At 69.3% G+C, this 13,161-nt stretch carries 12 protein-coding genes; 9 read left to right on the forward strand and 3 right to left on the reverse strand.

What is annotated here, in order from left to right; translation table 11 throughout:
- From FB384_RS14955 to FB384_RS14970, 4 genes are all read left to right on the forward strand, one after another.
- Positions 1-756 carry an IclR family transcriptional regulator gene (locus FB384_RS14955; protein WP_183783596.1) on the forward strand — a complete coding sequence of 252 codons (756 nt, stop codon included), beginning with the start codon at positions 1-3 and terminating at the stop codon, positions 754-756.
- Positions 757-935: 179 nt separating this feature from the next.
- Positions 936-1,826, forward strand: a complete 891-nt coding sequence (locus tag FB384_RS14960; protein WP_183785581.1) for a PDR/VanB family oxidoreductase — start codon at positions 936-938, stop codon at positions 1,824-1,826.
- Positions 1,827-1,889: 63 nt separating this feature from the next.
- Complete coding sequence (locus FB384_RS14965; RefSeq protein WP_183783597.1) at positions 1,890-3,110, forward strand: cytochrome P450; 1,221 nt, start codon at positions 1,890-1,892, stop codon at positions 3,108-3,110.
- 42 nt (positions 3,111-3,152) lie between these two features.
- The gene (locus FB384_RS14970) at positions 3,153-4,514 is read left to right on the forward strand and encodes an MFS transporter (protein ID WP_183783598.1); all 1,362 of its coding nucleotides are present in this window, start codon (positions 3,153-3,155) and stop codon (positions 4,512-4,514) included.
- Positions 4,515-4,628: 114 nt separating this feature from the next.
- On the opposite strand, the gene eda is transcribed toward FB384_RS14970, so the two are convergent.
- A complete protein-coding gene (gene eda, locus FB384_RS14975) occupies positions 4,629-5,255 on the reverse strand; it encodes a bifunctional 4-hydroxy-2-oxoglutarate aldolase/2-dehydro-3-deoxy-phosphogluconate aldolase (protein WP_183783600.1) in 627 nt (208 codons plus the stop codon).
- Positions 5,252-7,156 (reverse strand): phosphogluconate dehydratase, encoded by a 1,905-nt coding sequence (gene edd, locus FB384_RS14980; protein ID WP_183783602.1) that lies wholly within the window; start codon positions 7,154-7,156, stop codon positions 5,252-5,254. Before edd ends, eda begins: the two co-directional genes overlap by 4 nt.
- Before the next feature lie 256 nt (positions 7,157-7,412).
- On the opposite strand from edd, the gene FB384_RS14985 reads away from it, so the two are divergent.
- The 4 genes from FB384_RS14985 to FB384_RS15000 are packed head-to-tail and all read left to right on the forward strand — an operon-like array spanning position 7,413 to position 11,239.
- On the forward strand, positions 7,413-7,715 hold the full coding sequence (locus FB384_RS14985) for a hypothetical protein (protein WP_183783604.1): 303 nt from the start codon (positions 7,413-7,415) through the stop codon (positions 7,713-7,715).
- A 19-nt stretch (positions 7,716-7,734) separates the two neighbouring features.
- The gene (locus FB384_RS14990) at positions 7,735-8,544 is read left to right on the forward strand and encodes a hypothetical protein (protein WP_323985297.1); all 810 of its coding nucleotides are present in this window, start codon (positions 7,735-7,737) and stop codon (positions 8,542-8,544) included.
- 24 nt (positions 8,545-8,568) lie between these two features.
- Complete coding sequence (locus FB384_RS14995; protein ID WP_183783608.1) at positions 8,569-10,482, forward strand: fumarate reductase/succinate dehydrogenase flavoprotein subunit; 1,914 nt, start codon at positions 8,569-8,571, stop codon at positions 10,480-10,482.
- 1 nt (position 10,483) lies between these two features.
- Positions 10,484-11,239 carry a succinate dehydrogenase/fumarate reductase iron-sulfur subunit gene (locus FB384_RS15000; protein WP_183783610.1) on the forward strand — a complete coding sequence of 252 codons (756 nt, stop codon included), beginning with the start codon at positions 10,484-10,486 and terminating at the stop codon, positions 11,237-11,239.
- 235 nt (positions 11,240-11,474) lie between these two features.
- On the opposite strand, the gene FB384_RS15005 is transcribed toward FB384_RS15000, so the two are convergent.
- The gene (locus tag FB384_RS15005; RefSeq protein ID WP_183783612.1) at positions 11,475-12,731 is read right to left on the reverse strand and encodes an amidohydrolase; all 1,257 of its coding nucleotides are present in this window, start codon (positions 12,729-12,731) and stop codon (positions 11,475-11,477) included.
- 66 nt (positions 12,732-12,797) lie between these two features.
- Here FB384_RS15005 and FB384_RS27515 point away from each other — a divergent pair, with 66 nt between their 5' ends.
- Entirely contained in the window at positions 12,798-13,121 is a 324-nt protein-coding gene (locus FB384_RS27515) for a helix-turn-helix domain-containing protein (protein ID WP_407676081.1), read from the forward strand.
- Positions 13,122-13,161 lie beyond the last annotated feature (40 nt).

Genomic DNA, 13,161 nt, shown 5'->3' on the forward strand with positions numbered 1-13,161 from the left:
ATGCCCAGGGTCGCCACGGGGGAATCGGTCCTCGCCCGCGTGGTCCGGATCATCGAGGTCTTCACCTCCGGCCGCCGCTCGTTGACGATCACCGAGATCGCCCGCGCGGCGGAGCTGCCGGTGCCGACGACGTCGCGGCTCGTCGCCGAGCTCGTCGGGCACGGTTTCCTCGTGCGCGATTCCAGCGGGCACGTTCGGATCGGGATGCGGCTGTGGGAGCTCGCCCACCGGGCCTCGCCCGCGCTGTCGTTGCGGGAAGCGGCGATGCCGTTCCTCGAGGACGTCCACCACGCGGTCGGTCACCACGTCCAGCTGAGCGTGCTCGACCGCGACGAGGTGCTGTGTGTCGAGCGCCTGTCGGCGCCGGGCGCGATCATCAATTTCACCGAGATCGCCGGCCGATTGCCACCGCACGCGTCCTCGTCCGGGGTGCTGCTGGCGGCGCATTCGTCCCCCGAGTTCCAGCAGCGGATCCTCGACCGCCCGCTGCACCGCTACACCGAGCACACGATCGGCGACGCCGACACGTTGCGCCAAGCTCTCGCCGCAGCACGCCGATCCGGCTACGTCATCTCCGAAGGCCACATCCACGTCGACGCCACCAGCGTCGCCGTGCCGATCCGGGGGAGCGAGGACGCCGTCGTCGCCGCCCTCTCGGTCATCGTGCCGCGGTCGACGGACGCCTTCGCGCTGGTGCCGGTGCTGCGCACGGCCGCACGGGCGTTGTCACGTGCCCTCGGTACTTCCAATCATTGAGAAGGCTCTTCTGCCGCGGCCGCACCGGCTCACATGCTTTCCCGCGTCTCGGATCCGTCCCCTCGGGAGGTTGACCGGTGAGCAACGTCGCTCCGATCCACCAGCGCGGCCACGTGGCCGAACAGGAGAGCGCGGGTACTGCGCGCGTCACGGAGATCCGCAGGGAAGCCGACGGCGTCATGGGCCTCGTTCTCACCGACCCCGTGGGTGACCGGCTGCCGGACTGGGCGCCGGGCGCGCACATCGACCTCGTGCTGCCGGACGGGACCACCCGGCAGTACTCGCTGTGCGGCGACCGGTGGGACGCCCATTCGTACCGGGTGGCCGTGTTGCGCGAACCGTCGAGCCGCGGGGGATCGGCCTTCGTACACGACTCGCTGCGCGAGGGCGACCTGGTCGGCATCGGCGGGCCGCGCAACAACTTCGCGCTCGTGCCCGCCGCGCGGTACCTCTTCGTCGCGGGCGGGATCGGCATCACCCCGTTACTGCCGATGATCGCTCAGGCCGAGTTGCTCGGCGCGGACTGGAACCTGCTCTACGGTGGCCGAACCCGGACCTCGATGGCGTTCCTCGACGAGCTGGGCCGCTACGGCGAGCGGGTCCGGGTCGAGCCGCAGGACGAGTCCGGGCTGCTCGACCTGCCCGCGTTCCTGGGTGAGCCGCGCGAGGACACCAGGATCTACGCGTGCGGGCCCGCTCCACTGCTCGATGCGCTGGCCACCGCGGCCGCCTGTTGGCCATCGAGCTCGGTGCGGACCGAGCGGTTCGTCGCCCGCGACCGTTCCGACGGAGGCAGCGACACCTCCTTCGAGCTGACACTCGCCCGGTCCGGCCGCACGATCGTCGTCGGCCGGAGCGAGACGGTGCTGGAGGCGGTCGCCGCGGCGGGCGTCGACGTGCTGTCGTCCTGCAGGCAGGGCACGTGCGGCACCTGCGAGACGACCGTGCTCGTAGGCCGTCCGGACCACCGCGACTCCATTCTCGACGACGACGATCGGCAGGCGGGGGACTGCATGTTCCCGTGCGTCTCGCGCGCCGTTCCGGGCGACCGGCTCGTACTCGACCTCTGACGGCTCCGCACCCAACAGCGCACCGAAAGTCCCACACGACTTAGTTCACAATGGAGTGAAACCATGAGCGCACCGACGCTCGGCTATGCGCCGACGATCGATGTCGATCCGTTCTGCGACGAGGTCCTCGCCGATCCGATCCCGCTGCAGCGACAGCTGCGTGCCGCAGGTCCGGTCGTCCACCTGGGCAGCTACGACATTCTCGCGTTCGCCCGCTACGAGCAGGTCCGTGCTGCTCTCGTGGACTGGCAGGGATTCCAGTCCGCGGCAGGGGTCGGACTGGCGAACTTCCGTACGGAGCAGCCGTGGCGGCCGCCCAGCCTGCTCCTCGAGGCCGACCCGCCGCACCACGACGCACCACGACGAGTGTTGCAGAAGATCCTGTCTCCCCGGGCTCTGCGCACGCTGCGGGACGACTGGTTCGCCGACGCCGAGGCCCTGGTCGAAAAGGTGCTGGCCGACGGGACCCACATCGTCGAGATCGACGCCGTCACCGAACTGGCCGAGGCGTTTCCGCTGCGGGTGTTCCCCGACGCGGTCGGCATTCCGCAGCAGGGGCGGGAGAACCTGCTTCCCTACGGCGATCACCTGTTCAACAGCTTCGGCCCGCGCAACCACCTCGTCGAAGCGGGCGAGTCCCGCGCGGGCGAGCTGCAGGAATGGACGAGCGCGCAGTGCCGGCGTGACGTGCTTGCGCCCGACGGGTTCGGCGCCGAGATCTGGGCCGCCGCCGACCGTGGTGACATCCTTTTCGACCAGGCGCCGTTGATCGTGCGGTCCCTGCTCTCCGCAGGAGTCGACACCACCGTGCACGGGCTGTCCGCCGTGCTGCACGCGCTGGCCACCCATCCCGAGCAGTGGTCGCGGTTCCGCGAGGCTCCCGCCGCAGCGGCACGGGTCGCTTTCGACGAGGCCGTCCGCTGGGAGTCGCCGGTCCAGGTCTTCTTCCGCACCGCCACGCGTGACATCGAGATCGGCGGCCGGACCGTTCCCGAGGGGCACAAGATCCTGATGTTCCTCGGCGCGGCCAACCGCGACGACCGACGCTGGGGCGCCGACGCCGACCGGTTCGACCTCGGCCGCGATCCCTCCGGCCATGTCGGGTTCGGGATGGGGATCCACCAGTGCGTCGGCCAGCACGTCGCCCGGCTCGAAGCCGAGGCGCTGCTCACCGCGCTCGCACGCCGTGTCGAGCACCTCGAACCCGCCGCGCCGCCGCGCCGGCACCTCAACAACACGCTGCGGTCGTGGGACTCGTTGCCACTTCGTCTCCACCTCGCCTGACGTCCACCGCAGCCGACGTTTCACCGCACCGAAAGGACAACGATGTCCCACGATCTGCGTGCCGACCTCGACGGCGGCCCCATGCACCGTTCGCAATGGGTTGCCGTTGCCGTCTGTGTCCTGCTCAACATGCTCGACGGGTTCGACGTGCTCGTCATGGCCTTCACCGGCGAGTCGGTCTCCACCGAGTTCGGGCTCAACGGTGGCCAACTCGGCCTGCTGCTCTCGGCGGGCCTGGTCGGGATGGCCGCGGGGTCACTGCTGCTGGCACCGTTCGCGGACCGCTTCGGCAGGCGACCGCTGATCCTCGTGTCGCTTGGGATCGCGAGCCTCGGCATGCTGCTGGCCTCGGTCAGCGGTTCGGCGACCGAGCTCGGGCTGCTGCGCGTCCTGACCGGACTCGGTATCGGCGGGATCCTCGCTTGCAGCAACACCATCGCGGCCGAGTACGCTTCGCGCCGCTGGCGAGGTCTCGCGGTGAGTCTCAACTCCACCGGCTACGCCCTCGGCGCCACGCTCGGCGGCGTGATCGCCGTCGTGTTGATCGGCGAGTTCGGCTGGCGGTCGGTCTTCCTCTTCGGCGGCGTCGCCACCCTGTTCGCGATCCCGCTCGTGCTCGTCGGAATGCCGGAATCACTCGACTTCTTGCTCAGTCGCCGCCCGAACAGGGCGCTGGACAAGATCAACCGCGTTGCCCGCAGGTTCGGACGTGCACCGCTGGAGGAACTGCCGCCGGTATCGACCGGGCCGGGGCGGACCGGGGTCGCCGCGGGATTCCGCACCCTGCTCGGGCCGCGGCTCCGGCGCGGCACGCTGATCCTGTGGACGGCGTTCTTCCTGGTGATGGCAGGGTTTTATTTCGTGACCAGCTGGACGCCGACCCTGCTCGTGGAAGCGGGCCTGTCCGCCACCCAGGGCTTGACCGGCGGAACCCTGCTTAACCTGGGCGGCATCTTCGGTGCCACCGCGCTGGGTGTGCTCGCCGCCCGCTGGTCGTTGCGCAACGTCCTCGTCGTCTACCTCGTCACGACGGCCGCCATGCTTGCGCTGTTCCTGCTCGCGCTGGGCTCACTCGCCGCCGCGTTCGCCGGGGGAGCGTTGATCGGACTGTTCGTCAACGGCTGTGTCGCGGGCCTCTACGCCCTGACCCCGAACGTCTACGACGGCGGGGTGCGCGCCACCGGAGTCGGCACGGCCATCGGTATCGGCAGGATCGGCGCCATCCTGTCGCCCACGATCGCCGGTACCCTCCTCGACGCGGGGTGGACGCCGCACCACCTCTACCTGGCCTTCGGAGCCGTCTTCGTGCTCACCGCGGCGGCGCTGACCCTGCTCCGTGGCGAGCGGACCGGAACCCCCGCCGCGGCTTCGTCCCCGGCCGGCGCATCGAGCACGGCCGGATGACGACCGGGCACGGCACAGCTGCACGGTAGTGCGGTTCGGGCCGACGGCTGCGGCACCCTGAGCGCGGAAGGCGCTCGGGGTGCCGCAGCCGAATCCGTTCTCGCGGCCGGTCGCTCAGCTCGCGAGCGCCGCGGATTCTTTCGCCAGCCGCTCGATCGTCGCGAAGTCACGGGCGGCCACCGCGTCCTTGGGCGTCAGCCAGCTTCCGCCGACACAGCCCACATTGGACAGCCCGAGGTATTCCGGCGCGTTGGCCACGCTGACACCCCCGGTGGGGCAGAACTTCAGGTGCGGGAGCGGGCCCGCGAACGCCTTCAACGCGGCCGGGCCGCCGCTCGCCTCCGCGGGGAAGAACTTCAGCGTGTCGAGGCCGCGTTCGGCCAGCCGCATGGCCTCCGACACCGTCGCGGCGCCGGGCAGGAACGGCAGCCGGGTGGCGGCGACCGCGTCGAGCAGCGCGTCCGTGGTACCCGGGGTGACCAGGAACGCCGCGCCCGCGTCGGCGGCCTGGGCTGCCTGTTCGGGCGTGGTCACGGTGCCGGCGCCGACGACGATGTCGGGCACCTGTGAGGCGACCTTCTCGATGGCTTCGAGCGCGGCGGGGGTGCGCAGCGTCAGCTCGATGGTGCGAATACCACCTGCGAGCAGGGCCCGTGCGACATCCGGTGCGGCCTCGGCGTCGTCGAGCACCACGACGGGCATGACCGGTGACAGGTCGAGCAGTTCCGAGCTGGTCGTCATGATGGTCCTCCCACGCTGGCTTCGGTCCTCGGTGCGGTCACGCCGAGATGGCCGGGTGTCATCGGCCCGAACACGCTCGCTCCGGCGTCGGCGGGGCCCACGTTGCGGCGCAGTGCCGCGAACAGTTCGCGTCCGGTCCCGCTCCATTGCGTCTCGTCCGGAGCCCCGTCGGAGGGTTCCCTGGCGTCGAGCTCCGCGGCGTCGATCCGCATCTCCAGCGTTCCGGCCTCGGTGTCCAGCCGGACGACGTCCCCGTCCGCGATACGCGCGAGCGGTCCGCCCGCCGCGGCCTCGGGGGTGAGGTGGATGGCCGCGGGGATCTTGCCCGAAGCACCGGACATCCGGCCGTCGGTGAGCAGCGCGACGCGGTAGCCACGGTCCATGAGCACGCCGAGCGCAGGTGTGAGTCCGTGCAGTTCGGGCATGCCGTTGGCGTGCGGGCCCTGGTTGCGCAGTACCACGACGACGTCGCGGTCCAGTTCACCCGCGCGGAACGCGGCGTCGAACTCGGCCTGCGTGCTGAACACCCGTGCGGGCGCCTCCACTGCGCGGTTCTCGGGTGCGACCGCGGAGACCTTGATGACGGCCCTGCCGAGGTTGCCCTCGACCATGCGCAGCCCGCCGTTGTCGGCCAGCGGCCGCTCCACCGGCCGCAGCACCGATTCGTCGAGACTGTGGCTGGTCGCCTCACGCCACGTCAGCTTGTCGCCGTCGAGGACCGGCTCCTGCCGGTACCGGTCGAGGCCGGGGCCCGCGATGGTCTTCACGTCGCGGTGCAGCAGGCCCGCGTCGAGCAGTGTGCGGACGAGGAACTGCACGCCGCCCGCCGCGTGGAAGTGGTTGATGTCGGCGCTGCCGTTGGGGTAGACGCTGGCCAGCAGCGGCACGGCTGCGGAGAGGTCGGCGAAGTCGTCCCACGTCAGCTGGATGCCGGCCGCGGCGGCGATGGCGACGAGGTGCAGCGTGTGGTTGGTCGACCCGCCCGTGGCCAGCAGTGCGACCAGTCCGTTCACGACGGAACGTTCGTCGACGAGCTGCCCGAGCGGCGTGTACTCCTCGCCGCGGGAGATCTCGACGATGCGGCGGCCCGCCTCCTCGGTGAGAGCCTTGCGCAGCGGGGTTCCGGGATGCACGAAGCTGGCGCCCGGCAGGTGCAGGCCCATGACCTCGACGACGAGCTGGTTGGAGTTCGCCGTGCCGTAGAAGGTGCACGTACCGGGCGAGTGGTACGACGCGGACTCGGCCTCCAGCAGGTCCTCCCTGCTCGCCTTGCCCTCCGCGTAGAGCTGGCGGATGCGTGCCTTCTCCTTGTTGGGAAGGCCGGACGTCATGGGGCCAGCAGGCACGAGCATCGCGGGCAGGTGTCCGAACGACAACGCGCCGATGAGCAGCCCCGGGACGATCTTGTCGCACACCCCGAGCAGCAGCGTGCCGTCGAACATGTCGTGAGACAGCGCGACGCCGGTGGCCATCGCGATCACGTCCCGGCTGAACAGTGACAGTTCCATGCCCGCGCGGCCCTGCGTGATGCCGTCGCACATCGCGGGGACGCCGCCGGCGAACTGCGCGACACCGCCGGCTTCGCGGGCCGAATCCTTGATCCACTCGGGGAACTCGTGCAGCGGCTGATGTGCCGACAGCAGGTCGTTGTAGGCGGACACGATCGCGATGCCGGGTTTGCGCAGTCCGCGCATCGCAAGTCGGTCGTCGCCCGCGCAGGCGGCGAAGCCGTGCGCGAGGTTGCCGCAGCCCATGGCGGCCCTGGTGGGCTGTCCGGCCGCGGCCGAGGTGGCTGCCGAGATGCGGGCGAGATACGCGGCCCGGCTCTCGCGGCTACGTTCCGCGATGCGGTCGGTGACCTCGGCGACGACGGGGTGGACGTGCTCTTGCGCTTGATTCACGAGCGTCTCCGGTCGGTTGGGCGCTTGTCCTCCGTGGAGACTGACACGATACAGAAGCGCCGACCTGGAATCAAAATCGATTCAGTTTTGACTCAAAAGCGCTGGTGGGGCGGGGTGAATCGGACGCCCAGGGGTGATCCACATCACGGAAACGTGTGGCAATGTGGTAGTTGTCACAGTGAACATCGACAGGGCAGAGTTGGCGGTGCGTCACCACGGCGGCGCCGCCGACCGAACCGATCCGGAGGGTGCGCAGATGTCCAACAGAGAGATGAGCGAGCTTCGCAGCACTATCGGCCGGCTCAGGCAGTGCGTCGGCGACCTGCGAACGCGCTACGGCGAGGTTCCGGCCGTGCACCGGTTGATCAACGACGTCGAACGGCTCGACATCGACGCGGTGGAGTTGGACGAGTGTTCGGCCGTGCCCGCGCAGGGTCGCGGCGCCCCGATCATCGACCGCAGCGAGGTCGTGCCCGTGCCCGACACCCCGTACGACCCGGCGCTGTGGCACGACGCCGACGACGAGGGCGTCGGCGGCTACCACGGCCACCGGCACTGAGAGGCCGGTGGCGTTCGACGTGGCAAGCCCTTCTTCCACCGATACCCCGCCCCCTGGCCGCGCGAGCATCCCGGCCCGAACACTCCGCACGGACCGCTGGTGGTTGCCACCGCTGCTGACCACCCTGGGACTGGCGACGTTCGTCGTCTACGCGACGGTCCGCTCGTTCATGCGCAGCGACTACTGGGACGCCGAGAACCACTACCTGACGCCGTTCTACTCGCCGTGCCTGAGCGATTCGTGTGTGGCGGGTTCGAGTCACTTCGGCACGCCGATCGGCGAGCTGCCGGGGTTCATCCCGCTGGCGTTCCTGTCCCTGCCGTTCCTGCTGGGCTTTCGCCTGACCTGCTACTACTACCGCAAGGCCTACTATCGTTCGATCTGGATGGCTCCGCCCGCCTGTGGCGTCGGCGAGCCGCACGAGCGCTACACCGGTGAGACGCGCCTGCCGCTGATCCTGCAGAACGTGCACCGGTACTTCTTCTACGCCGCGCTCGTCATCACGATCATCAACACCTACGACGCGATACTCGCCTTCGGCGGCGAGAACGGCTTCGGCATCGGCCTCGGCAACGTGGTCCTGTTGGTCAACGTCGTGCTGCTGTGGTGCTACACGCTGTCCTGCCACTCGTGCAGGCACGTCACCGGCGGCAGGCTCAAACACTTCTCCCGCAACCCGGTGCGGTACTGGACCTGGACGCAGGTCAGCAGGCTCAACACCCGGCACATGCAGTTCGCGTGGCTCACGCTGGGCACGCTCGTGCTCACGGACCTCTACGTGTGGCTGGTCTCCAGTGGGGCGATCGCCGATCTGCGCTTCATCAACTGAACACGTCTCGAAGGTGGCAATTTCATGACCGAGGTCGAACGGCACAACTACGACGTGGTGGTGATCGGTGCCGGCGGCGCCGGTCTGCGTGCCGTGATCGAGGCGCGACAGCGTGGGCTGAGCGTCGCGGTGGTGTGCAAGTCGCTGTTCGGCAAAGCGCACACGGTGATGGCCGAGGGCGGCTGTGCGGCGTCGATGGGCAACGCGAACTCCCACGACAACTGGCAGGTGCATTTCCGCGACACCATGCGCGGCGGGAAGTTCCTCAACAACTGGCGGATGGCCGAGCTGCACGCCAAGGAGGCGCCCGACCGGGTGTGGGAGCTGGAGACCTATGGCGCGTTGTTCGACCGCACCCCGGACGGGCGGATCAGCCAGCGTAACTTCGGCGGGCACACCTATCCCCGGCTCGCGCACGTCGGGGACCGCACCGGCCTCGAGCTGATCCGCACGATGCAGCAGAAGATCGTGTCGCTGCAGCAGGAGGACTACCGGCGCTACGGCGACTACGAGGCCAAACTCCGTGTGTTCGCCGAGTGCACCGTCACCGAACTCATCAAAGAGGACGGACACATCGCGGGGGCGTTCGGGTACTGGCGCGAGAGCGGCCGGTTCGTGCTGTTCGAGACGCCGGCCGTGGTGCTCGCGACGGGTGGCATCGGCAAGTCGTTCAAGGTCACCTCCAACTCGTGGGAGTACACCGGTGACGGACACGCGCTCGCGCTGCGTGCCGGTGCGGGCCTGATCAACATGGAGTTCGTCCAGTTCCATCCCACCGGAATGGTCTGGCCGCCGAGTGTGAAGGGCATCCTCGTCACCGAGGGGGTGCGGGGCGACGGCGGTGTGCTGAAGAACGCCGAGGGGGAGCGGTTCATGTTCCGCTACATCCCGGACGTCTTCAAAGGCCAGTACGCCGACAGCGAAGAGGAAGCCGATCGCTGGTACTCCGACCAGGAGGGTAATCGGCGAACCCCGGACCTGCTGCCGCGCGACGAGGTGGCGAGGGCGATCAACACCGAGGTCAAGGAAGGACGGGGATCCGAGCACGGCGGCATGTTCCTCGACATCGCCAGCCGGCTGCCGACCGAGGAGATCCGCAAGCGCCTGCCGTCCATGTATCACCAGTTCAGGGAACTGGCCGATGTGGACATCACGGCCGAACCGATGGAAGTCGGCCCCACATGCCACTACGTGATGGGCGGTATCGAGGTCGACCCGGACACGGCGGCTGCGACGGTCCCCGGGATCTTCGCTGCGGGTGAGTGTTCCGGTGGTATGCACGGGTCCAACAGGCTCGGTGGCAACTCGTTGTCGGACCTGCTCGTGTTCGGCCGCCGCGCCGGTCTGGGCGCCGCGGAGTACGTCGAGTCCCTCGGCGCGCGGCCGTCGGTGCCGGACGCCGAGGTCACCGCCGCCGCGAAACGTGCGCTCGCCCCGTTCGACGGTCCGGAGGACGGGACGAGCGCGGAGAATCCCTACACGTTGCACACCGAGCTGCAGCAGACGATGAACGAGCTGGTCGGCATCATCCGCAAGGCTGACGAGATCGAGAAGGCGATCGACAAGCTCGCGGAGATCCGCAGCCGTATCCGCGGGGTGACGGTCGAGGGGAATCGGCAGTACAACCCCGGCTGGCACCTCGCGGTCGATCTGCGCAACATGCTGCTGGTCAGTGAGTGCGTCGCGCGGGCGGCGCTGCGGCGCACCGAGAGCAGGGGTGGGCACACCCGCGACGACTACCCGCAGCTGGACGCGCAGTGGCGCAACCGGTTGCTCGTGTGCCAGACGACCGGTGATGAGCCGGTGCCCGAGGTGGACGTCGAGGCGAGGGAGCAGCAGCCGATGCGTGCCGATCTGCTGGAACTGTTCGAACTGTCCGAACTGGAGAAGTACTACACCGAGGACGAACTCGCCGGCCACCCGGAAAGGACCGCGTGAGATGGCATACCAGGCGAAACTGCGCGTGTGGCGCGGCGACGCGACCGCCGGCGAGCTGCAGGACTTCGAGGTCGAGGCCAACGAGGGCGAGGTGGTTCTCGACCTGATCCACCGGCTGCAGGCCACGCAGGCACCGGATCTGGCGGTGCGCTGGAACTGCAAGGCCGGCAAGTGCGGCTCGTGCTCGGCGGAGGTGAACGGCAAGCCGAAACTGCTGTGCATGACCAGGATGTCGACGTTCGCCGAGGACGAGGTCATCAGCGTCACGCCGATGCGCACGTTCCCCGTGATCCGCGACCTCGTCACGGACGTGTCGTACAACTACACGAAGGCTCGTGAGATCCCGGCGTTCACTCCGCCGGAGGGGCTCGAGCCCGGTGAGTACCGGATGCAGCAGGTCGACGTCGAGCGCTCACAGGAGTTCCGTAAATGCATCGAGTGCTTCCTGTGCCAGGACACCTGCCATGTGATCCGGGACCACGAGGAGAACAAGGAGTCCTTCGCCGGACCACGGTTCCTGATGCGCGTGGCCGAACTGGAGATGCATCCGCTCGATGCCGGCGACCGGGTCGAGGCGGCCCAGTCCGCGCACGGACTGGGCTACTGCAACATCACGAAATGCTGCACGGAGGTGTGCCCCGAGGGCATCCAGATCACCGACAACGCGCTCATCCCGATGAAGGAGCGGGTCGCCGACCGGCGCTACGACCCGATCGTCTGGCTGGGCAACAAGATCTTCAAGCGCAACGGCGCCTGACCACGACGGCGCCTGACTGCAACGGCGCCCTGAACATGCCGAGCGCTGCGTAACGGGCGGTATGCCGGCTCCACCGCCGGCGAACGTCTGCGCGAACCGGTTGTCGACCGGCCTGCAGTTACCGCGACGGGCAGGACCGGATCGGCTGCGTCGTCAGCGGATGGTCCCGTTGTCGGCGCCGACCGGATGCACTCTCACGGGAGTGGCTGCTCGGTCGCGCCGACCGGATGCCCTCTCACGGGAGTGACTGCTCGGTCGCGTCGACCGGTTCGCCGTCGCGGGCCACGACGCGTCCGCCGCGCACGACCAGGTCCGGTGGAGGCGTGTCCACGACGATCTGCGGCAGGCATTCGCCGTGCACCAGGACGAAGTCGGCGGGGGATCCGGCCGTGAAATCGACACGGGGCAGGCCGAGGACGTCGGCGCCGTCGTGGGCTCCGACGTGGTAACACCGTTCCAGTTCGTCGTCCGTGCGTGCGCCCGTGACCCGGCCCAGCTGATGTGTCCGGTGCAGCATGTCCCCGTTGCCGAAGGGGCTCCACGCGTCGCGCACCCCGTCGGTGCCCAGGCCCACGCGCACGCCGTGTTCGCGTAGCCGGGCGATCGGCAGCACGCGGGAAGGGGAGGGCGCCACCGTGGTCAGTGCGATGTCTGCCAGGCCCAGTTCGGCGGCGATCGCGTCGAGTTCGCGTTCGTCGAGGTCGAGCAGGCAGAAGACGTGGCTGACGGTCACCCTGCCCTGCAGGGACAGGGCGCGGGTGCGGTCGATGACGGCGCGCAGAGCCGCTGTGCCGGCGTCGCCGCGGTCGTGGAGGTGGAGGTCGACGCCCAGCGCGTGGCGGTCGGCGAGGCGGAAGATCAGGTCGAGTTGTTCGTCGAGGGCGTGGTCGAAGTCGATCGGGTCGATGCCGCCGATCATGTCGATCGTGCCGGTGCGTGCGGCCTCTTCCAGCAGTTCCGCGGTGCCGGGGGTGCGGATGACCCCGTGCTGGGGAAACGCCACGATCTCGGCGTCGAGCGAGTGCCGCAGCTGCTGCCGGACTGCGGCGAGTCCTTCGACGCAGGCGAGACCGTATGCCGGCGCCACGTCGGCGTGGGCGCGCATGGCGCGGGTACCGCGGGTCACGGCATGGGACATGAGGCCCAGGGCGCGTTCCGCGACGGTGCGGTCCTGGCTGCGGAAGAGCTCGGCGTCCTGCTCGGAGTAGTCGGCGATGCCCTGGGCGGGCCTGCGCGAGACCCACGGGCCGCCCCACGTGGTCTTGTCGGGGTGGACGTGGGCGTTGACGAGCGTCGGGAGCGCGACACGCCCGCCGCCGTCGACGACCCGGGCGGCAGCGGGCGCCGGGTGGTCCGTGAAGCGGCCGTCGACCACAGTGAGGTCCACGGGCGATTCCGTGCCGAACGGGCGGACGTTGCGGAAGACCACGGCGTCGGCGGTGTCGTCGGCAGGGACGGTGCCCTGGGCTCCGTCGTACCGGGGCGAGGTCATGCGGGCTCCTTGGTCGGCGAAGGGGGTCGGGACGGACGATCCGGGGGAGGTTCGCGGTCAGCCACGGTGTCCGGGAGGTGCAGGCTGAGGCCCGCCTGTCATCTGTTTTGTATACCAAGAGCAGGCGGGAGCGTTTCGGCCCGAAGTGGTGCTGGCGGATCTCCAGTTGGGCGACGGTGTGGGCGGAGTCGAAGCCACGCGGGTGACACGCTCAGCGGCAGGGAGGTCGAGATCCTGGAGCTGGTGGCACAGGGCTTGGGAAATCGGGACATGGCGCGGCGGCTGTTCATCAGCGAGGCGACAGTGAAGACGCACCTGGTGCACATCAACACCAAACTCGGTGTCGACACCCGCATGGCGGCGGTGCGGAGGCCGTACGCCTTCGCCTGATCCGCGTCGACGACCCACCGTCGCAGCACTACTAGCCCGG

The organism is Prauserella sediminis (genome assembly GCF_014195435.1).
GTDB classification, from domain to species: domain Bacteria; phylum Actinomycetota; class Actinomycetes; order Mycobacteriales; family Pseudonocardiaceae; genus Prauserella; species Prauserella salsuginis.

Excerpts from the sequence above, each read along its gene's own strand:
- FB384_RS14955 (WP_183783596.1), top strand. The coding sequence starts at position 1 with ATGCCCAGGGTCGCCACGGGGGAATCGGTCCTCGCCCGCGTGGTCCGG.
- FB384_RS14960 (WP_183785581.1), top strand. The coding sequence starts at position 936 with ATGGGCCTCGTTCTCACCGACCCCGTGGGTGACCGGCTGCCGGACTGG.
- FB384_RS14965 (WP_183783597.1), top strand. The coding sequence starts at position 1,890 with ATGAGCGCACCGACGCTCGGCTATGCGCCGACGATCGATGTCGATCCG.
- FB384_RS14970 (WP_183783598.1), top strand. The coding sequence starts at position 3,153 with ATGTCCCACGATCTGCGTGCCGACCTCGACGGCGGCCCCATGCACCGT.
- eda (WP_183783600.1), bottom strand. The coding sequence starts at position 5,255 with ATGACGACCAGCTCGGAACTGCTCGACCTGTCACCGGTCATGCCCGTC.
- FB384_RS14985 (WP_183783604.1), top strand. The coding sequence starts at position 7,413 with ATGTCCAACAGAGAGATGAGCGAGCTTCGCAGCACTATCGGCCGGCTC.
- FB384_RS14995 (WP_183783608.1), top strand. The coding sequence starts at position 8,569 with ATGACCGAGGTCGAACGGCACAACTACGACGTGGTGGTGATCGGTGCC.
- FB384_RS15000 (WP_183783610.1), top strand. The coding sequence starts at position 10,484 with ATGGCATACCAGGCGAAACTGCGCGTGTGGCGCGGCGACGCGACCGCC.
- FB384_RS15005 (WP_183783612.1), bottom strand. The coding sequence starts at position 12,731 with ATGACCTCGCCCCGGTACGACGGAGCCCAGGGCACCGTCCCTGCCGAC.